This window comes from Neptuniibacter sp. PT8_73 (assembly GCF_047778045.1).
Taxonomy (GTDB): Bacteria; Pseudomonadota; Gammaproteobacteria; order Pseudomonadales; family Balneatricaceae; genus Neptuniibacter.
In genome coordinates this window covers 1,926,763-1,950,560 of sequence record NZ_CP180545.1, presented here as the reverse complement: position 1 = coordinate 1,950,560, position 23,798 = coordinate 1,926,763, and the positions used below count along the sequence as shown (strand labels likewise).

At 46.9% G+C, this 23,798-nt stretch carries 1 protein-coding gene (running past one end of the window); it reads left to right on the top strand.

The window, feature by feature from the left end; genetic code table 11:
• On the top strand, positions 1–23,798 hold the 3' portion of the coding sequence (locus ACMXYN_RS08760; RefSeq protein WP_415894454.1) for a Calx-beta domain-containing protein. The gene continues 11,620 nt to the left of window position 1, outside the view; only the last 23,798 of its 35,418 coding nucleotides appear in the window; its start codon lies off the left edge, out of view; it ends in the stop codon at positions 23,796–23,798.

Below are 23,798 nucleotides of genomic sequence, written 5' to 3'. Positions count from 1 at the left end.
ATACGCTAGCCAATACTGTCGAAGCCACTATTGATACTGCAACTATTAACAATGCGACTGATGTAGTTGTGACGGCCACTAATGAACTCACTATCGATACCTTAGCGGTAGCAGCATCGATCGGAGCGTCTGCCAGTGGTACTGCTGCAGTCACTGTATCTGGTTCGGTTACCTTAGCGACGCTAAATTCGAACACGGTAACCTCTGCGAGTATCAGAAGTTCAGCAATCACAAATCCAGATACTGTTTCAGTACTGGCATTTAACGATACTGATATAGAAACTAAAGCTGTTGCTGCAACGCTTTCGTTAGCCGCAGGTTCTTCAGCAGCGGTAGGCGTTAGTTTTGCAGTCGTAGAATCCGTTGCTAACGTTGGTGGAACCACAGAAGCAGTAATAAACCCATCAACCATAACCTCTGCCGATGATGTCTTAGTTGAGGCAATAGATATTAGTGAAGTGGATACGCTGGTTGTATCTGCAACCATTGGGGTTGCGGCTTCCTCGACTGCAGCGATCGACGTATCGATCTCCGTTAGCTTAGCAACCGTCAATGTAACCAATGATCTATTAGCCACAATTCAAGGCTCTACAATAGATGCGGATAATGTCACCGTTAATGCCCAATCTTTCTTAGGAGGAGATAGGGCAACTGTCACAACAAAAGGTATTTCAGCGGCTTTATCTGTTACTGCAAGCGGCAACTTCTCTTTATCAGGAGCAGGTAGCGGTGCTTCAGTAACTAGCAACATGAGTAACACTATTGCTGCTAGTGTCATCGATAGTGATATAGATGCGAGTACGCTCTCTGTGAGTGCAGAAGATCGAGTGCTCTTAGATACCTTGACCGTCGCTGTAGCAGCAAGCGTCGCTGCAAGTGCAAATATTTCCGTATCATTGTCTGGTGCAGTTGCAGTATCGACTGTCGATTTCGATACATCTGTTCAATCAATTATCTCAGGCTCTGATATCGACTTAACGTCTGCTGCTCCAACTATTTTGTCGGCCCGTTCTGATAGCGATGTAACTACATTCTCAGTCGGTGCAGCCCTTAGTGTTTCAGCAAGCAGTGCGTTTGCGTTTTCTGCATCGGTAGGTGTTGCAGTTGCGACAGTGAATGCCGCAAACCTAACAGAATCGCTGATCACCAATAACAGTACTTTTAATGCGCCAGGGGATCTAACGGTTCGCGCGAAAGATGTCACTAATATTGATACTGATGTTGTTGCAGCTAGCGTTGCAGTGGGTGCATCGGGTGGTGTGGCTATATCAGTTGGCTTGTCTACCTCTGTTGCAAGTAATACTTATAGCGGCACTGTTCGGGCAGGCATCGAAAACTCTTCAGTTGATATCGGTGGTTCCCTCACTGTCGAGGCAGAATCTGAGGCTAATGTTGATGTACTGGGTGTTGCAGCCTCTGTTACTGTCGCCGTATCAGGTAGTTTCTCTTTAGCAGCCGGCATTAGTGCGGCTGTAACTGAAAATACCGTCGACGGCTTGGTCGAATCCTATATTGAGGATGCAAGCGGATCTCATTTCATTGAGGCAGGTGGCGATGTGATTGTTACCGCTGTCGATGATCTGTCTGTGACTTCAGATGCCGCAGCAGTAACACTATCTGTTAGCGGTTCCTACGTAGGTGTGGCTGTAGGGGTATCTGCAGCAACTTCTGAAAATACCAATAACAGCATTACCCGAGCAGAAATAGATAACTCAGATGTAACCTCTGAAGCTGGTACCGTCACCTTACTTGCTCAATCAGAATCCGATCTGGATGCATTTGTTGCCTCTGTGGCGGTCTCTGTTTCAATCTCAATCGGCTTTGCAGGTGCAGGCGCCGGAGGCTTCACACGTAATACATCCACGTCAACGGTTAGTTCACGAGTCAGCAATGGAGCGAATATAACTTCCGCAGGTAATGTCGTTATTTCAGCGAACGATATCTCCGACGCTCAGGCCGATGTTATTGCGTTTGCCGTATCGGTAGGGGCATTAGGTACCTCCGTTGGTGTTTCACTGGCTGAAAATTACATCACGAATACCGTTATAGCAGCAGTAGAAGATAGTTCTGTTACCGCACTGGGTGCAGGTACGATTCTGATCGATTCAGATGCGACTCAAGAAATTGATGCCAACAGTTCAGTTGTTTCAGTCTCCGTAGCCCTAGGCGGCCTCGCAGGCGCAGGTGCTTCGGCTATTACCGACATAGATAGTGAAGTAGAAGCATATGCTCGGAATTCAACCTTAACTGCCGAAGGTAATTTGGTTCAGATTGATGCTGACAGTAGTCATATCGCTAATGCCACTTCATTTGGTTTAGCCGCTGCTACGGGTGCTGGAATATCCATAGTTAACGGCAGCGCAAATATTGGCGGTGCAACTCGGGCTTATGCAGATGGTGCAATGACCGTCACCGCCAGTGCAATGGATATCACAGCTGATTCTATTGCCAGTGCTTTACCTGATGTCACTTCTGTAGCTTTATCTCTTGGTGGAGCAGGTTCTGGAGCAATAGTATCAGCCACAGTGGATCGGACGACTGAGGCTTATATCGGCGGACGAGCAGGAACGGTTCCATTAGGCAGCACCAACGTTATGTTGACCGGTGGACCACTTAATATTGATGCCAACTCAACATTTACCGCTACAGCAGCGCCTCTTAATTTTGGTTTAGGTGCCGGAATTACTGTAGCTGTAACAAAAACGGAAGCGATTATTCAAGGTAATACCTTGGCATACATTGGTGAGAGCAGTTCAGTGACTGCGTCTGATGTTTCTGTAACTGCTGCAAGTACGGAAGTTGCGACATCAGAAACGATTACTATCGCCCTAGATATTGCTGGTGCAGCAGTCAGTGCAACTAGCGCAACTTCACAAGTGCTCAGTAATACTGAAGCGTTCATCGGCACTAGAGTGGGCGAAGTGTCGCTAGGTAACCCAACAACAATTACAGTGACCAGTAGTGGCGATCTAGTCATTGATGCGACAGCCAGCCGAACTGCTATATCGGATACCTTAGGTTCAGCACTTACTCTCGGTGTGTTAGCGGTTGATGTATCACTACCAACTGCAGAAGTCGGTGGCCGAACCTTAGCGGGCATGGACGGCCAGGTTACTGTGAGTGCAGGTGATATTGATGTTGTAGCTACAGCATCTAATAAAGCAGAGGCAGAGGCACTTGTTCTTTCACTATCTGTAGTCGGTATTGGTGGTTCTGGTGCAGATGTATTGGCGATTATCAATGAAACCGCCGATGTTGAAGCAGTGATCGGAGCCGATGTAACTCTTACCGTCGATGAAATTCTGTTGGATGCTCATCATATTGGTAACAATAATCTCGCAACCGCCAAAGCATTAGGCGGGGCAGGCGGACAGTTAGGTGGTTTAGCTGTCATGCTTGCTGAAGCCTATGTCGAAGGCGGAGTTAAAGCCGAACTTAATGGTGATGTTTTAGCTTCAGATTCTGTCATCGTAACCGCTTCAGGCAGAAACCTAGCTCAAGCAGATACATTGGCAGTCGCTATCGGTGTAGGTTTTGGTGCATCCGGTACAGGTACAGTTTCAGAAATAAGTGATACAGCAGATGTTGTATCTAGAATTGGTTCTACATCATCCATTACAACCACCGGAGCGGTTTCAGTCAATGCGACAGGTGATAATGACGCACTCAGTAACTCTGATGCAGGCTCTGGCGGCACTGTTGCCGTTTCTGGCTCAGCATTAGGAGCAACCGTTGCAGGCGCTGTTATTGCTGAACTGAACGGGGACCTTTTCAATGCGACTGCAGTCGATGTTATCGCCACCGGTGATAACTATGCAAAAGCTGATGCTTTAGCTATCTCTGTGGGTATCGCCAGTGGTTCAGGTGCGGATGCATTTGCTGAAATTACATCAGATGCCGATGTCCAAGCCAAAGTAGGATCAACTTCAGAGATCACCGTTCCTGGTGCAGCAATCAATGTCTTAGCTACTGGCAGCAATGAGGCACAAGCCAGCGCAGTAGGCGGTGGTATAGGCGGTCTATCGATCAACGTTATGCTTCCAGAAGCAATCGTCGGGGGTGGTGTTTTAGCCGAATTTAGTGGCGATATCGTTGGTGGGGCTGCTTCCTTACTGAATGTTAAAGCTCTAGGTGATAATTGGGCCAATGCCCAGACCACTGTCGGTAATATTTCATTACTCGGTGGTGCTGGTGCCAAAGCTATTGCTGAGATAAGTTCTACAGCAGATGTAGAAGCTAGAATTGGTTCAGCAGCCACAGTCGCAACGACTGGAGCAGTTGTCGTAGATGCGCGCTTGCAAGGAAATATGAACCTTGCAACAGCGACTGCTCTTGGTGCTGTCGGTGGTGCATTAGCAGGTGTTTCTGTGATGTTGGCTACCGCTGAAGTCGGCGGTGCAGTCATTGCGGATGTAGATGGAGATGTAACAGGTTCATCTTCAATCACTATAGAAGCAGTAGGTCGTAATCTAGCCGAAGCCTATACCTTGGCCGGAGGATTCTCTTTAGCCTTTGGTGGTGCCGGCAGTGGCGTGGTCGCAGAAGTTACAGAGTTTGCCGATGTGATCGCATCTGTCGGCTCAACAGCATCGCTCACTACGACTAATACTCTAACTGTTCGAGCAACTGGAGATAACGATGCAATATCAAGCTCTGATTTAGCTTCGGGCGGTGCTGTTTCTATTGCAGGCGGCGAATTGGCTGCTCGAGTTGGTGGTGCAGTCATCGCAGAGATGAACGGCGATGTTAATGATGCCAATACCGTGCTTGTACAAGCTACGGGTAATAACGTTGCACTCTCTGATGCTCTGGCTATATCCATTGGCCTCTTTAGTGGAGCGGGAGCTAGCGCTATAGCGGAAATCACTTCCGAGGCAGATGTTCAAGCCAAGGTCGGATCTACAGCTCAGTTCAACACACCTAATGCCAATATCGATGTGCTAGCCACTGGATATAATCATGCCGTTGGTACGGCAGTTGGCGGCAGTGGTGGTGTGATTTCTATCTCTGTCATGCTTCCAGAAGCCCATGTTGGCGGAGGCGTGTTAGCTCAATTCGATGGTCAGACTACCGGTGGCTCGGTATCTACCTTAGATGTTAAAGCGCTTGGTCAAAATATCGCAGATGCTTCGACTACGGTGGCCAGTGTATCACTGGGTGGCGGAGCAGGCGCTCAAGCGATTGCTAGTATCACGGCAGATGCCGACGTAGAAGCGAGAATGGGTACAGACGCTTCTATCGCTGTCACTGGTGCAGTTGTCATAGATGCCCGCTTGCAAGGCGCAATGAACCGAGCAACTGCAACCGCTGCAGGTGGAGCTGCTGGCGCTTTAGGCGCAGCCTCAATCATGCTAGCTACTGCTGAGGTCGGTGGTGCGGTTATCGCTGATGTTGATGGCGATATCACAAGTTCATCTTCAATTACGATCGAAGCTGTAGGTCGAAATCTTGCCGAAGCCCATACCCTAGCAGGTGGTTTTGGTGGTGCATTTGGTGGTGCCGGCAGTGGCGTAGTCGCTGAAATTACAGAGTTTGCCGATGTCATAGCATCGGTTGGCTCAACAGCATCGTTAACAACCACTAACACCTTAACCGTCAGAGCAACTGGCGATAACGATGCAATATCAAGTTCTGATTTAGCTTCGGGTGGTGCTGTTTCTATTTCGGGCGGCGAATTGGCTGCTCGAGTTGGCGGTGCAGTAATCGCAGAGATGAACGGCGATGTTAATGACGCCAATACAGTGCTTGTACAAGCTACGGGTAATAACGTTGCACTCTCTGATGCTCTGGCTATATCCATTGGCCTCTTTAGCGGAGCGGGCGCTAGCGCTATAGCTGAAATCACTTCCGACGCAGACGTTCAAGCCAAAGTCGGATCTACAGCTCAGTTCAACACACCTAATGCCAATATCGATGTGCTAGCCACTGGATATAATCAAGCTGTCGGTAGTGCTGTTGGCGGCAGTGGCGGTGTAATTTCTATATCTGTCATGCTCCCAGAAGCCCATGTTGGCGGAGGTGTTTTAGCTCAGTTCGATGGTCAGACTTCAGGCGGCTCAATATCTACGTTAGACGTTATAGCCCTTGGTCAAAATATCGCAGATGCTTCGACTACGGTGGCCAGTGTATCGCTGGGTGGCGGTGCAGGTGCTCAGGCGATTTCTAGTATCACAGCAGATGCAGACGTAGAAGCTAGAATGGGCTCAGCCGCATCTATCGCAGCAACTGGCGCTGTTGTCGTTGATGCCCGCTTACAAGGTGCAATGAACCGAGCAACAGCAACAGCTGAAGGTGGTGCTGCTGGCGTATTGGCTGGTGTTTCAGTCATGCTGGCCACTGCGCATGTCGGTGGTGCTGTTATCGCTGATGTCGATGGAGATATTACCAGCTCTTCTTCAATCACAATCGAAGCCGTAGGTCGCAATCTTGCTGAAGCTCATACCTTAGCGGGTGGCTTCGGTGCATTTGGGGGTGCCGGTAGCGCAGCTGTTGCTGAGATTACCGAATTTGCCGATGTAATTGCTTCTGTAGGCTCTACCGCATCACTTACAACAACTAATACTTTAAACGTTAAAGCAACTGGCGATAACGATGCGATTTCCAGCTCGGACCTTGCTTCCGGCGGTTTAGTTTCTATAGCCGGTGGTGAATTAGCAGCCCGTATTGGCGGCGCGGTCATTGCAGAAATGGATGGTGACGTTTTCGATGCTAATACGCTGAATATCCTCGCTACCGGTAATAATTATGCAGATGCAGATGCACTCACTATCTCTTTAGGTTTATTTAGTGGGGCAGGTGCGAGTTCTGTTGCAGAGATCACCTCTGATGCTGATGTCGAAGCAACAGTCGGATCAACCGCACAACTAAACGTACCTGCAGCCAATATTGATGTCATTGCCACTGGCTATAACAAAGCTGAAGGTATCGCCAATAGCGCTACAGTTGGTGTTATTTCAATTTCTGTGATGTTGCCATCTGCAACCGTGGGTGGAGGCGTCTTAGCTCAGTTCGATGGTGATATTGTCGGAAGTTCCGCATCAAGTTTGGACGTGAAAGCATTGGGTCAAAACATTGCTCTAGCAACTGTCACTATGGGATCAGTCAGCTTAGGTGGCGGTAATGGTGCCAAAGCAAACGCCATTATCACTAGTGATGCAGACGTAGAAGCTAAAGTGGGTTCTGCCGCTTCAATCTGGACATCTGGCGCAGTAAAAGTCGAGGCACTACTGCAGGGAGCACAAAATATAGCCACAGCTAATGCGCTAAGTTTGGCTGGCGGTTTATTTACAGCATCGTTAGTAGGTGCAAATGCACAAGTAGGCGGTGCAGTTATTGCTGATATGGACGGTTCAGTCACTGCCAATTCCTTACTCGTTAAAGCTGATGGTGATAATACTGCAGATGCTGACGTAGTTACCGCAGGTTTAGGTGGCTTTACTGTCAATGGCGCTGCAGCGTTTGCAGAGGTGACTAGCTCTGCCGACGTTAACGCGACAGGTGGTACAGGCAGCAACGTTCTGGACATTAACGGCTCAATTACCTTTATCGCTACCTCTGATCATGATGCAACTGCAGATGCTGATTCAGCCGGTGGTGGTTTAATCGCGGTCGGTGTCTCTATACCAACCGCTAAAGTCGGAGGTGGCACTAAAGCCGAAATGAATGCTGATGTTGTTGATGCAAGTTCATTAACTGTATCAGCTACCTCTGATAACGATGCGTTAGCCACTTCAGATGTAATTTCTATCGGTCTATTTGCTGGGGGTGGTGCTGATGCAGATGCCAAAGTCACTGACAATGCTGATACTGACGCAATTATTGGTTCAGGCTCATTAATAACCATTCCAGGTGCAGCTATCAACGTAACATCCACCTCAGCAAATAATGCTACAGCTGATTCCGGTACAACAGGTGGCGGGTTAGTTGCTGTTAATGTTGCTAGCCCTACCGCGAATGTTTTTGCAGATACATCTGCTCAGCTCTTAGGTAGTGTGGGTACAGTGGTAGCTGGCAATGACGCTGATGGGAACCCAACAACCTTTGGTATTGCAGGAGCGTCGTCTGTAACGGTTACAGCAGATGCGACGGACATATCAAAATCTACAATTGAATCTTTTGGTGCCGGTCTTGCGACAGCAAATGCATCAACTGCAACGTCTAGAACAAGTACAGTAACTGAGGCTAAATTTGGTTCAGGAAATATTACGGCTTCAGGAAATATAACACTGCTATCCACATCTAATACAGATTCTGATGCTTTTGCCGATTCAGCAGGTGGAGGCTTGATTCAGGTTGCAGGCTTCTATACCAATGCAAAAGTTGATGCGACAGTAAAAGCCACAACAGGAGCGGGCTTAATCCAGGCTGGCAATGATATTTCTATCCGGGCAGTTCATGATGGTGGTCAAGTCAGAGCTAACTCAACAGGTGTAGGAGTAGGTGGCGTTTCAGTTAATTTTGGTGATGCAACTGCTACATCAAATCCAACAGTACAAACTCAAGTAGATTCAAATATCATTCGGGCTGAAGATGTCCTTATTGATGCTGTATCCATTGCAGAAGCAAAAGCTGTTTCGGTGAATAATGCAGCTGCTGCTGTAAATATAGGTAATACTGATGCCGATGTGTTCTCAAATAACCATGTATTGACCGAATTCACTGGCGGTACGATCTATGCGTCTCAAGATGTCAAAATCTTTGCTACAGGCCATCAAAACCTTGATGCCATCGCCAAAACAGACGGTTCATTCGGCGTCGTCACCGATTCAGATGCTGACGGCAAGATAGATCTTGATTACGACGTAATCCTAACAATTGATGGCCAAATTAATGCCAATAGAACGGTTCTTATTGAAGCTCGAACCGGTTTAGACGCAGATCTTGATGTAGTTGCTGATGCTGTTGCATTAGCAGGATTTGCAGAAGCTGATGCAGTGGTATACGTAGGTTCAAATGCTGATAGAGCCATAGTTCAAACCAATATAAATGACGATGCAGATATCAAAGCTAATAATGTGGTCATTTCATCTGTAGCTGGTCGTCAATTGATGATAAATGCGCTAACAGGTGAAGTAGAAGTTGATCTCTCAGGCACCGTTACTCAATGGAATGTTAATGTTGACGCGCTTTCAGATAACAAGGCTTATCCAATTGCTAAATCTGAAGCGGATGCAACTGCAAAAGCATGGGATCAAGTTGAGACCATTCTTCACAATGGTTCTTCCATAATCGCGAATGAGGAAATTGGTGTTTATGCTAATCATGAAAACACCAGTATGACAGCAGATGCGACAGCTAAATATAATGATTATGACGGTGCATTAGGGTCATTTATTGGAGGATTAACTGAGCTACTATCATTCGGTACGGTGGTCGTCGATCCGGATGCAACGGTTGACTATGATAGTTTAACCAGAGTCAGCGGTCGTTATGGATCATTCCTAAAAGCATCTGATGTCAATGTGATTTCACAAAACAACCCATCGACACTTAATGCCACAGAAGATCAAGTTAAAAACCTACCATCTTTGAAGTTATGTCTTGGTGAATTGGGCTGCATCACCGTTCTAGGTGTAAGTGGTTCTGAAGATCCAGTGGAATCAAGTACTCCTTCAAGGCAGATATTCTGGGAATCTCATGTCGTCCTATTGGGCGAAGCTAACCCTGAATTAGTTATCGATGAAAATGGTGTAATTGTTTCACTTACTAATATTGAATTCTTAGGATCAAATATTGGTAAAGATGTTGGTGATGTACTCAGTGCAGCAAACAATCAGGTTATTCTAGATGACATCATTTACGATGAAGCAGGGCAACTAACCTTCTTCGCTAATGACGCTGCAAGTTTGCCGTTAGGTGGTAATGAGGGTGTTATCTGGGGCAACCACGGACTGGTTGAAAGTCAAAGAACTTGGGATGAGGTTCGCATCATCAATGACTCAGAGTATGACCTTGTTATAAATCATATCGATACCCATGACGGTTCAGCCGCTGTAGATATAACCGTTGATGATATCCGCTTTAATCCAGCTTCAGTTAATAACGTATCCCTGGATCCTACCACCCCAGGAGATACATTCGAATTTGATTTAGACCTTACTTACCCTCGCACCTTCGTTGAAATACGAAATAGAATCGCAGGAGGTAATAATGATAGTAGAATCATAATGTTAGGCGGTATAGATAACGTTATTGGTGATACCGTAATTGAGAACCAACGCGGGGATATCAGAGTAGATGAACGTGATCTGGTTGTTCAACAAGGCGTACTTCCAACAGCTATTTTCGATGAAGGCTTAATTAGAACAAATACGCTTGATGTCGATGCTAGTGGCGATATAGGTAATCAAAATGCCAGTGATGGCCGCACGCCATTAATGGTGGAATTAGTCAGAATTATCCATGCCACCAGTAACGATGTTACTCCAGCACTTGAAGAGATTCATCTGGAAGCCGATGCCGGTAGTGATACCGTTCTAGATATTACACTGCATGATCGTTCTCAAGATCCGGCCGAAACTGACAATCTCGATATAACCATCCATCGAATTACAGCAGGCGATGATGTTGATGTAATTATCAATGACTCAAGAGCAGGTGATGATTGGGCTGTCATTGATGGTGTTACGGTTAGCACATTTGATCCACCAAGCGGTGTAGACCCAGATGGCCGAACCGGAATTTACTGGGATCACTTCAGTCCAGATGTTGAGGGAGAATCCCTATACAACTGGGTCCGTCAGACCTACGGCACAGGTTACACTGAAGTAGATTCAGTCTATACCTTCACGGAAGTACGCGCTGGTGATGATATAGATATCGGCCATGTTGATAGTAATGACGGCTACACCGGAGCAGAAAACAGAACATATCGAACCACTTCGATCACTGGCGCACCATACGGCTCCAATGTCTCTATTGATGTCACTCCTGATACAACAATCGACTTCATAATCAATACTGATGTTGATTGGAGTGGTGGTACACCTCCAGATGGTACACCTCAGATATTCTTAACCACAAATGGCGAAATCATTGCGGATGAGCTGATCGGTGATATGTTGGTTGGCCACATCCATTCGACCGAAGATAATGTCACCCTAAATTCAGGTGCAAGAATCATCGATGCTGATACCGATTCGGGAGCAGCGACAACAGTCGATGTATCTGGCGTTAACATTACCCTTAACTCAGGTGTAATCACTGATGAAACCGCTGCGCCACTATTTGGTGGTATAGGTACAGAAGATGACTTCTTAGAGATCAATGTCGATCGCAATAATGGTAATGGTGTTCTCAATGCCTTCGATATCAATGCGCCGTTCAATGGCGGCATCTATATCGATGAACTGACTGGCCCACTAGAGTTAGATACAGTTCACAGTGACGAAAATGTATCACTCAGAACAACTGATGGCTCAATCAGAGATGCAAGAAACGGCGGAACAGGAGATGCGGCAGCCAATATCCTAGGTCAAACAATTGATCTGGACGCTAATGGCGCCGGTTCTGATATCGGTAGTAGCTCCAATGATGTGGAAATCAATTCCCGAATTGGCTCAGCTGCAAATGTTGATGATGTTGGTCTAGAAGCAACCGATAATATCTACCTCACTGAAACAGACGGCGATTTGAGTCTGGTTCTAGCCCATACCTATACCGGCGATATTCGTCTAACTGTTAGAGAATCCGCTGATTTAGATGAGCATCTGATCCTACTAGAATCAGGCAGCGCTCGTTTTGCAGAAAGTATCAGTCGCTTACCGGGTTTAGATCCAGATGCTCCACGTAGCGTTCTAAATGGCCAGATCTTCGCAGAAGGTGGTTCAGTACTTCTATTGGTCGGTGACAATGTCGATCTTCATCAAAATAGTGAGATTCTAGCTCAAGAAACTATCGACATCTTCGGTGATCATAACAATGCTGATGCCACTTATGGTACCAACATGACCCTAAGGGGCCGAATCATTGCCGGAGCTGATGTCACTTCCGGTGATCCTGTTGGCACAGCAATTCCAACCTATACCGCGCCTGTTTATCTCACCAATATTTGGGGTAACGATGATTCCGATTACATTCAATTTGGTGATCTTTCAGGCGCTAGCGGTGATACTGAGCAGGGTGATGATGGCTATATCTTCCTCGGTTCTAAAACACGCGTTCACGGTAGTGCGGATCTAGATTCACTAGTGGCAGATGGTGAAGACCGAATGGTGGTCTACTTCTTACAAGACACATCAACCACCACTGGACCAAATACTGTATCTGATGCAGAACACACATTAACGCTCGACGGTCAGGCCGGAACCGATTATTACGAAGTTCACTCTCTGGGCAGCAACGGTGAAGATGAGCGTAATTACGTCATCAATGTACTGGATACAGGCGCTGAGAATGATGGCGTAGACGAGCTAAGTATCTTTGGCTTCGATAGCCCTAATAGTGGTTCTGACATAAATGGAGATGCTTACGCGACTGACGATATCTTCTTGATGCGTGCAGCAGCCTTCCTGCCTAACGAAACAACAGATCGTCCGGGATATGTTGCTATCTTGCACGGAAATCTAGCCGAATACGGCGATGTTATTCAAAACAACGAAGACAGTGATGAAGTTCAACGTATCAACTATGACACCGGCTTAAATGGTCGTTTACTGGTTGAAGGCCGAGGCGGTAATGATGCCTTCTTCGTTGATGATACTACTGTGATTACCTCTATTGATGGTGGTGCTGGCGATGATCAATTCCAGATCGGTCAGATCTTCGGTGCGCAACGTGATACTACTGACGGTAACTTACTCGAGCAAGATGTATTCCCAGATCTAGTAGCGACTACAAGAGGTTGGTTGTCTGCTGGTGCAACAGCACCACTGGTAGCACAAGGTGGTAGCGGCAACGATGAGTTCCGCGTCTACTCTAATCAAGCCGAACTTCGTTTAGAAGGCGATGATGATAATGATCTATTCATCGTTCGTGCCTTTGCATTAGCCGCTACAGTCGACTTTGACTTCGATAATAGCGGTGTCATCGATAAAGCAGACCTTGAAGCCGGTGCTCAGATTCTCCAGGAACTTGAAGATGGCGTGATTACTTTTGCTCAATTGGATAATGGTGTTGCACTCGAAGCAGCATTACCAACCGATGGCGGTGGCAATCCAGTCTTTGATGTTAACGGGGATGGTGGCATTAACTTCCTTGATCTTCTACTGACTGAAGATCCAACCGATGATGTTATCGTTCTGGATGAAGAGGGCGTTGCCACACCTCAGATTGGATTAGGCTTCTCGGTAGCTCAAGCGCCAGACATCAGAGCAGGTGGTGGTCAGGATGAGGTGCGATACAACATTAACGCGCCAGTTTCTGTAGAAGGTGGGGCAGGCTTCGATAAACTGGTCATCCTCGGTACAGAATTCCCAGATGATATAGCCATCACCAAAGATGGTATCTACGGTGCAGGCCTAAATGTTCGTTACTCCACTATTGAGGTAGTTGAAGTTGACGGTCTTGAAGGCGATGACGAATTCTTCGTTCAATCCACTGCATTTGGTGTCGCTTACCGGGTAATCGGTGGCTTAGGCTCTGACACCATCAATGTTGGCGGCGATGTTGTCGAAGATATTGTTACCCGCGAGCTTGAAGGTGTTTCCGGTGCCGTTGATCATCTAGTATCTTCCGACGATCCTCTCTACAACGGTCTTGTGGTAGATGGTTTCGACTACAACGTATCTACCGCGCTTGAAGGCCTAGTTGTTATAAACGAAGAGGCAGCAGGTGATACAAGCTCCGGTCAAAGCATCGTTCGAGAAGAGCTGCTAGAAGCGGATCAATTCAGTGACTTCTACACCGTAAGACTCTCAGAAGAGCTAGCAGCCGGCGAAGTCGTTTATGTAACCGTATCCGCTGCGCGCTCCACTCAAGAAGAGAGAACTATCGATCCTTCAACTGGACAACCTTACGATCTGAACCCAGATCCATTAGTAGATGCCCTTGGCGATAGCATCTGGCTATCTACTACCGATCCAGGCGCACTAGTCACTGACGCTGACTTCCAACGCTCTGTGATGATTAATGGCGTGCTTACTCAGATTGATAACAGAGCGGTCGTACTAACCTTCGATCACACCAACTGGAACCTTGAACAGTCCGTTTATATGTTTGCACCGGATGACCAACGCTCTGAAGGTGATCGCGTTGTTGTCATCCAGCACTCTGTGATCTCTAACGTTGATATCTACGATGCGGCAGATGTCCGCAATGTCGAAGTTACTGTGCTTGATAACGATACTCCAGGAGTACTGATTACCGAGATAGATGAAAACGGCTTAATAGACGGTCAAACTATTGTGGTTGAGGGCGATGCAACAACTCAACTTAACGATCAAATTCGACTACAGCTAGCGATGCAACCAGCACCTGGCAGTGAAGTGGTGGTTGATATCGTATTGAATGACTTCGCCGATAAAGCAATCAAATTCACCAATCCTGATGCTGATAGCCGCCTCGAGCTATTTACCGATCCAGTATATGACGCAGTCAATGATCGCGTCGTTATCGGTCAGGCAACCTTTACCTTCGTTGATGGCGTGGTAGACCCTGATTGGAATGATGCTATTAACATTGGCATTGAGGCACGAGACGATTACGTCAGAGAAGATCTCCAGCTTGCTGTCGTAGAGTTTGAACGTAACGACGACACAACCGATGATGATTACATCTTCCCGAACTTACGTTCTGGGCTGCAGCTTCTTGATGTTGAAGTTTACGATAACGAAACCTCAGGCGCTGTAGTGATCGAAAGCGGCGGATCGACTCAATTAATCCGTGATATTCCAGCAGGTAGCGGTGAAACCGATACTTATGAGCTCCGACTAACCCGTGCACCTACTGGCGAAGTCCAAGTTGCTGTACTCACTGATGGTTTAGCCGATGTAATTGAGATCGACGGTGTAGCCATTACACCAGAAGACTACGCTGCCATTGGTGGATTGCAGGCGAATCAGATCTTTAATGGTCATATCATCTTCGATGATGACGGTACCAATCTCACACTCACAAGGGGTACTGGCTCTGACTTTGGTAACTTTGCCGATGAAGGCTTCTACGGAGCCAGCTTCGATGCAAATGAGCTGTTTAACGATATTGTTACTTTTGGTGATGATGGAACCAATCTAACTCTATCAAGAGCTGCAGGTGACTTTGCCGCTGACGGTTTTGCCGCAGGACAAACCATAGCAATTGATGCCACAGGTGCAGGAGGCTTCTCAAACAACAACGGTAATTATGAAATTCTCTCTGTTAGTGCCACAACGATCACTCTCACAGCGATGGGAGCTTGGGTACAAGATGGAGATTCGGTTGACGCCACTGCTCTTAGTCACTTAATCCCAGTAGCCGGTCAGTCCATTAGAATCGGTGGCAGCGCCAATGATGGCGATTATGAAGTGCTCGCCGTATCTGAAGATGGTCAAACACTAACCTTAACTGCAACATTAGCTACACCTTGGGGCACTGATGGTGAATCGGTCGACCCAATTGTGCTTTCTGATCTCGCTGAAGCCTTTATCTACTCTGGCGAGGTAAGCTTTGGCGAAGAGACCAATCCTGACTTCTTCCCAGGCCAGTTCTTAGATAGAGGTTTAGAAGGCGAGCAGTCAGGCTGGTTATCCGAAGGCTTCCTTGAAGGTATGTGGGTTCGTATCAGTGACACCAATGCTGTCGAGGCCGACGTAGAAGCCAAAGTTCAGCTGATTCGTGGCGACAACGACGGTCAGGATAGCAAACTGCAACTGATCCACGTGACCATTGATGGTGTTGAATCTGACCTAGATGCAACTTGGCTAGGTGATGGCGTAACTGATGATGTGACTGTGGTGAGAATCGCACCGTTAGCAACATTCACTGACGCAGATTACTACGATATGCAAACTGTAGAGCTGCAAGCGGATGATGATTACACCGTGCCACCAACACGCGAAGGCGTGAAAATATTCCCAGTTTCAAACCATCTTCTATCTAAACTAAGAGGCCCATTGGCGGTTGAAGGTGGACCAACAGGAGCCGATCGCTCACTCACCAATGGTATCAAACTACCGGGTGAAACAGACGATTTCTTAATCGCCATTGGCGCTCAGCCTCCAGAAAGTCAGCAGATCGATGTCTTAAACATCTTTAATGATTCCAGCCAAGCCGATACAAGCGGAATTCTGACAGAAACCACTCTACAAGGTTTCGGTATGGCTGAGGATCTAGATTTCGGCCCTGTCAGCGGCCCAACCTTCGGTGAAGGTTCAGGCGGTGGCAATATCGTCGTTCCAGGAGGTATTAGCTTCGGTAAGATCAATCTAGGATCTGAAGGCTTCGGTACTAACGATTCCGAAAGCAGCATCGAAGTCTTCAATCTAATGCTCGGCGAAGGTAATGACCGTTTAGAAGTCACCGGTACGCTTAACCCAACAGCCTTTGTCTCTGCTGAAAACGTCTTTACCTCAGAACCTGATCTAATCAACGGCGGCGGCACGATTACCCTTGCTGGTTATGACTGGAAAGCACAAGGTTTCTTACCTGGCCAAGAAGTCACTATTGATGGTTATGTTGGTAGCTGGACCGTAGTTGAAGTGCTAGACGCGTCTCAAACTGTCACAGCTCCTGGTGGCGTTGGCACTGTTGAAATTAAAGATCCAAATGATAATTCGATCCTTGTTCTTTCGGGCGCCACACCAGTACCGCTATTTGATGGCACAAGTGATATTCGCCTTACAGCGGTCGATGCTTTGGTGATTGAATCACTCGTGCTTGATGTAGATGGTAATAGTGATGGCGGTGTTCTCACCCGTCAGGATGGTCAAAACTGGGAAGATAATGGTTTCCTAGAAGGCCATCTGATCTCCCTAGGAGGTTTTGATTCAGCTGTTCAATACCGAGTATTGGATATAGATGGCTCAAGCATGACACTGCTCGGAGATGAACTTGAAACGGAGCAAGGCCGTGAAGAACTGATTTGGGTACAAGGCCCACATGGCAGCCTAACAACACTTCATGGTGGCGGTAACCTATTTGTCGAAACTATAGGTAACTACGATGCCACAACTGTCGATGACGATAATATCTTAACTCGCCTCGATGGCCGAAGCTGGCAGGATGATGGCTATACAATTGGTCAGCTGATTCAGGTGGGTAGTGAAGGTGAAACCCGTCAAGTTATAGGTTTTGCTGACGCAGACGAAAGCCTCAACCCTGGCGATCAATTCGCAACATGGGGTGCTGGTTCTGCAATGATACTATCGGGCGCAGCGTTTGCTGGCGGTACTATCAGCGATATAAACCTCCATCTATCAATCGCTGAAACAACTGTAACCGAAGTCGAACAGGTCGAACTAATCGTTGATCGCCTAGTACGCTCCGATGGAGGCAGCTGGATCGTAGATGGATTTGAAGCAGGTCAGGTTATTTACTTAGAGGGAATTGCAGGGGGCTTCACAGTAGCAAGCGTCACTGCTGATCAAATGTACCTCCAGGGCGCAGCGATCCACGAATGTGCGCTTGAATCCACTACAGTAACAATCACTCGAACAGATATCACTACCGATGTTGGTTCAGAGATTGGCGGCGATCACTTTATAGTTTCCGGTGGAGCCGGCCCAGATAGTCCTCTCGTCATCTACGGTGATACCAGCCAAGACGGTGTTTGGTATTCCGGTCACTCGTTCGATCGACTGGGCCAAGAGTTTGGTGACAAACCATTTGATATGTTCCCACACTTACCAGATGGTCAGAACGAGGATAATGAATGGGTATTCCCACTCGCTAATCCATACAACTTTGCTGGTCACGATATCATCGATGCTTCACAGCTATTTGCCGGTGTTTCTGATCAGGATATGCCAACCGTTGGCTTTACTGCTTACGGTGGCGCAGGCAACGACCTGATTATAGGTAGCCAAGCAGGTGATCATCTAGCAGGCGGTTCGGGTAACGATACTATCTTGGGCCAGCGTGGTGTCGATCATATCTACGGCGACAGTGGTATTAACGTCAATATCTTTACCAGAGCCCTAGATATAACAGCGACTGATACCAATCCTGCACCTTCTATCAATCCTAACTTAGGTTCTAGTGATCAAACCTTTGCGCCAGTTCGAATTCCATATCCAGTCAGTGACAACTTGATCGCAGGTCAGGACACATTGCAAGGCGATGGACGTGTAGATGGCATAGATGACGGCATAATTGATAGTCAAAATATCATATTTGGTGACCATGGTGAGGTTCTGCAGTTTGTTCACGATCCAAATGAGCCAGATCTAGATGCGCTGGTACCAATCCCAGTGGGTGTTTTACCTCTATTACAGAAAATCCAGACCACTGAACTCAACACAGTGCTAGAAATCAATGCGCTGTCACCTCAAAACGGCGCAGATGACATTATCTACGGTACATCCATTGCTGATGTACTAATTGGTGGTTCTGGTCACGACATGATTGATGGTCGCGAAGGCGATGATCTGATCTTTGGTGATATGGTAAGCCTCACCCGTATGGCCGGTGAAGATGGCGTTGTTATCGACGATATTCTTAATGCACGCTTCCAGACCCTGGCTGGCACCTTGATTTACGCGCGTACTGACCGAGATCTTCCTGATGGTGTCGATCCTCTCTATGCCTACGGCGATGGTGCTGGTCAAACACCATTGAGCGGTGAGTCTTCTGGTCGATTATTAACTGACGGTTTACTTCGAGATTACCGTGATCCTAATGGTCCACAATGGTGGGCTGAATATGAGACCGATTACGCTGAATATCATAACTTTGCCATCGATTCAGGATTAGAAGGCGTCGGTAGCTTCGGTAATGATTATATTGCCGGTGGTGCAGGGCATGACACCATCTTTGGTCAACTCGGCCACGACATTATCCAAGGTGATGGTTCTATCGATAGCGCTGTCGCTGCCGAGGCCCATATAGGCGCTGCAAGAGAAAGAATGGGAGCGGAAGACCCAGTAGGCCCACTAACCGTTATCGCTAGCACAGAGCTTGCTAGTGACGGAGAAGATTATATCGAAGGTGGTGGCGGTAAAGACGTTATCTTCGGTGGCTTAGGTCAGGATGACCTTGTTGGTGGTTCTTCAACGCACTTTAGCCTTATCACACCAGACCATCGCCCAGATAAAGGCGATATGATCTTTGGCGGAGCCGGCACACAGATTGATAGAAACAACGGCTTTAATGTTGCTGCTAATGGCGACGTTACAGAAGTTGAAAGTATCTCAAATGAAGACCGCCATAGCCGTGATTCAGATACCATTGTGGGCGATAACGGCGACATCATCAGACTTGTAGGTGTCGACGGAATCGATGTAAACAGCTTAGGTAACTACGATTACCTTGAATACAATTACGATCAGAATATTACCGATGAAGTTGACCGTGGCGATGAACGTATTATCGTTCGCGGTGTACGCCTACTGGATTACACCCCTGGCGGTGCTGACTTCAAACCTGAACTATTCGAGTTAGAAGACCCAGGCGATCCTGCATACCGTGAAATGTTTGGCGATTCAGTTCATAACAGCATATTCGCCAAAGTGGATATTGGTGGTAATGATGAGATCCACGGTGGTACTGGTGATGACTTTATCTACCTAGGCGGTGGTAACGATATCGCCTTCGGTGATGCTGATGATGACGATATCATCGGTGGCTGGGGATTTGATTGGATCTCCGGTGGTACAGGTATCGATGGAATTTTAGGTGATGATGGTCGCATCTTTACCAGCCGTAATACTGCTACAGAGGGTAGAGAAGAAAGCCTTTACGGTGTAGAACTACTGCTTGATAGAGATCCTGACACTCGTACGAGTCAAGGTAACGTCCTAAATGAGTTCATCTACACACCTGGACAGGTACAGACAGAAACTATCAATATCGAGTTCGAACTGAAAAAATCAGTCGATCTAACCCCATTCGATCTAGCGCCAGGTATTGATGATCCATTCTTCAATCCAATCTTTGCAGACGACATCATCTTCGGTGGTCTAGGTAAAGACTTTATCCATGGTGGTGCAGGTGATGATGCGATGAGTGGTGCTGAGGCGCTGCCTGAGTCCTACGCGCCTGTGATCGATGATAATCTTGAAATCGAATATCTAATCCGAACTGACTTCAGTCGACCTTACAATCCAAATGACATCTTGCTGTTCGGTGATGACACAGATCCATGGAATGCGCCTAAACCAGTGCAAAGCAGATTGGGTGAATTCTATCTCTACGATGAATACGATCCACGTCGTCTAATCTTGTTCAATCATGATGACAGTGTTTGGAAAGATGATGCTGTAAGCCCTGACGGTTTAAGACATTACTTCCTAAATGCAATGGATAACGAAGGTGCAACAGAAGCCGGGTACATTGAGTTCGCTCCAAATGGCACACCAATCGGTGATCTAGTAGATCGTGAAAGCGACGGTGATGATGTTCTATTCGGTGATCTAGGTAATGACTGGATTGTCGGCGGAACTGGTCGCGATCATATCTACGGCGGTTGGGGTAACGACCTCATGAACGCCGATGATGTAACCGGTGGTTCCGGCACAAGTTATGACCAAACCAACGGTCTGAATGATGCACCTGACACCCATATCGTTTATGAAGATCGTGTCTTTGGTGGTGCAGGTCTGGATATCCTCATCGGTAATACCGGTGGCGATCGCTTAATCGACTGGGTAGGCGAATATAACTCCTACATTGTACCGTTCGCACCATTTGGTATCGCTACGGTAAGTCGTCAAGTTCCACCTCATTTATATGACTTCCTCTGGGCACAAGCGGCGAGCGATGGTGCAGATATCACCCGTACAGCCGATATCGGCACTCAAAACTCCACCAGCAGATACAGTAACGTCGCGCACCTACAGGCTGAACCATACGGTGAAATGGGTCTAATCACTCAGAAAGATCACGGTCTATGGCAGGATCAGACTGGTGGCCCAACTGATCCGCAACCTGGCAATATCCCAGGCGGTCGTCGTGATGTACTTCGCAGTGCTGATTTTAATGACGGCTTAAATAGCCAGTCACAAGGCTTCTTCACTGACAGTGGTAGTTTCGAGGTACAATCTGGTAGCTTGAGCGTTGCTGCTGATTCACTCGGTGGTGATGCCGCAAGTGTCTTCTATATCGACGACGCACTTCCTAGCTATTTCGAAATCACAGCAACTGTAAGTTCAGAGAAACCTACAGGTGGTTGGAAAGCAAATGCTTATCTGATCTTCGATTATCAAGGCCCAGAAGACTTCAAATTTGCCGGCATCAATGTCTCCAACGACAAATTTGAAATGGGTCGTAGAACAGCAGATGGTTGGATAGTTGATGTTCAATCTCCGGTACAAGTAAAACCTGATCGTAACTACAACTTACTCCTCGCAATCAACGGTACAACAGCAACCTTGGTGGTTAATGGCAGCGAGTACTTTACTCATACCTTTGACCCTAGAGTCGATCCTGATGGCTTTGTATACGGTTTGAATAGTGGATTAGTCGGTGTAGGTTCTGATAATGCCCGCGGCACCTTCGATAATGTGGCTGTTCAGGTACTACCACCAGAAATCACATTTGAAGTTACAGAAGGATTTAGCGCCGGTACTAATAACTTAACATTCGAACCAGTCGATGCAGCTAACTGGACTGTTCTTAACGGCACTTATACAGGAACTGCAGATACTAATGAGCACGTCATTAGCTTGGTTGATCTCGGACTCAGCAACGGTTTTGATGTTTCTTCTGTTCTAGAACTAGCAGCAACACTAAATACCGAAATTAATGGTGGCATCATCTTCGATTACTATGGCGAGAATGATTTCAAATTTGTCGCTCTGGATGTAGATAGCAATGCTCTGGTTGTAGGTCACCACACAGAAGCGAGTGGTTGGGTCGTCGATGATAGCTATGAAGTTTCTGGCGATCTGCAAGCTGGCGATGATTATGATATCGATCTCTCATTCAAAGGCCTTACAGTCACCGCAACGCTTAGCGAAGCTGGATCTGAATACGACATTGCACGAGTCGACTTTGCATTCAATGCCCAAGTATTGGACGGTCGCTTTGGTCTTTACAGTAAAAATGGCGAAACTACATTCGATGATGTGGTTGTACGCACCGATGACCCCGAGCTTGAACAGCCAGTTCAACCAGAACTGACTATCAGTGACTTCGAACTAATAGAAAGAAACAGTGGCGCATCTGCTGCGATCCTAACGGTCAGCCTTTCTGAAGCGCTCACCGAAACTGTTACTGTCAATTACAGTACCGCAGATGGAACCGCGACCTTAGGCAATGGAGACTATCAAGCGACCTCTGGAACGCTAACCTTCTTGGCCGGTGAAACCAGTGCTGATATTACGGTTCAGGTTTATGGTGATACTAACGAAGAGAGCGATGAATACTTCACTGTAGAGCTATCCGATGCTTCTGGCGTTGTAATTGGTGATAGTTCAGGGGTGATTACCATTACAAACGATGATCAACCGGCAACTAGCACACCTGAGCTATCAGTCAGTGATCTGTCAGTCAACGAAGGTAACAAAAAACATAAAAATATCAGCCTAACCGTTAATCTCTCTTCTGCACCGACTGAATCCGTCAGCGTAAACTGGAGCACTGCAGACGGTACCGCAACACTTTCTGATAATGACTATCAAGCCGCATCAGGCACACTAACATTCGCTGCTGGACAGACCAGCGCAACGATTAACTTACGAGTCTACAGTGACCGCTCAAGGGAAAGTGATGAAACCTTCACTGTTAACTTTAGTAATCCAAACGGAATAGAACTCACTGATAATCAAGCTGTGATCACCATTTTGGATGATGACAATAGAATGGAAGCTAAACATAGCGCTCCAACATCTATTGAAAACCCAACAGTGGTAACAGACGATCAACTAGCACCAATCGTTGATGAAGCGATTAGCCGCTGGATAGACACCGGTGAGCTTAGTACAGAACAGCTTGAAACATTGCAATCCATCGATGTTCGTATTGAAGATCTAGAGGGTAACACGCTAGGTGAAGCTCAAGGGGCTGATACCATTGTGATTGACATTAATGCAGCAGGCTTTGGCTGGTTTATCGATAGCACCCCAGAAGAAGACAGCGAATTTATCGTTAAAACATCTGAAAGCTCACTACGTGCTATCGGTAACGATGAAGCTGCCCAATCAATGGATCTACTCAGTGTTGTTTCTCATGAGATAGGCCATCTACTTGGCTTCGATCATGATACAACCGAACATTCAGAATTGATGGCCGAGCATTTGATTACCGGTATTCGTCTACTTCCTGATAGTCACGATGACTCCGAAGACTTCCATACAACCATTCTGGCAGCAGATGAATTGCATGGAACTGAGGTTGCACACCTTGCCTTGAGTGGCCATCAATTGCTCAACATGATGGTTCCTGAGGATATCCCTGGTATCGAACAGATCAAATCAGAAAGCACGGTAGCGGCTAAGGATATTGCTTTCACTAAAGGTAATACTCAAAGCGCAGGTGATCTAATTGGACTATCATTCACGCAGACTGATCATGACGATGATGAGCTAGAACTTCCATTTATTGATTTCAGTGATTCGGATAATGATGGCTCAGATAATGTTTCTGAAACGGATAATGCAGATACAAGTTTTGTATCAGAATGGTTATTCGATGATAGAGAATTACCGGAAGAGGTGGAAGGTAGTTTTGGTAAACCGATGATTGGTTGGGGCAACTCACCTGTAGCGCCAAAATCCAGCAAGAAATAA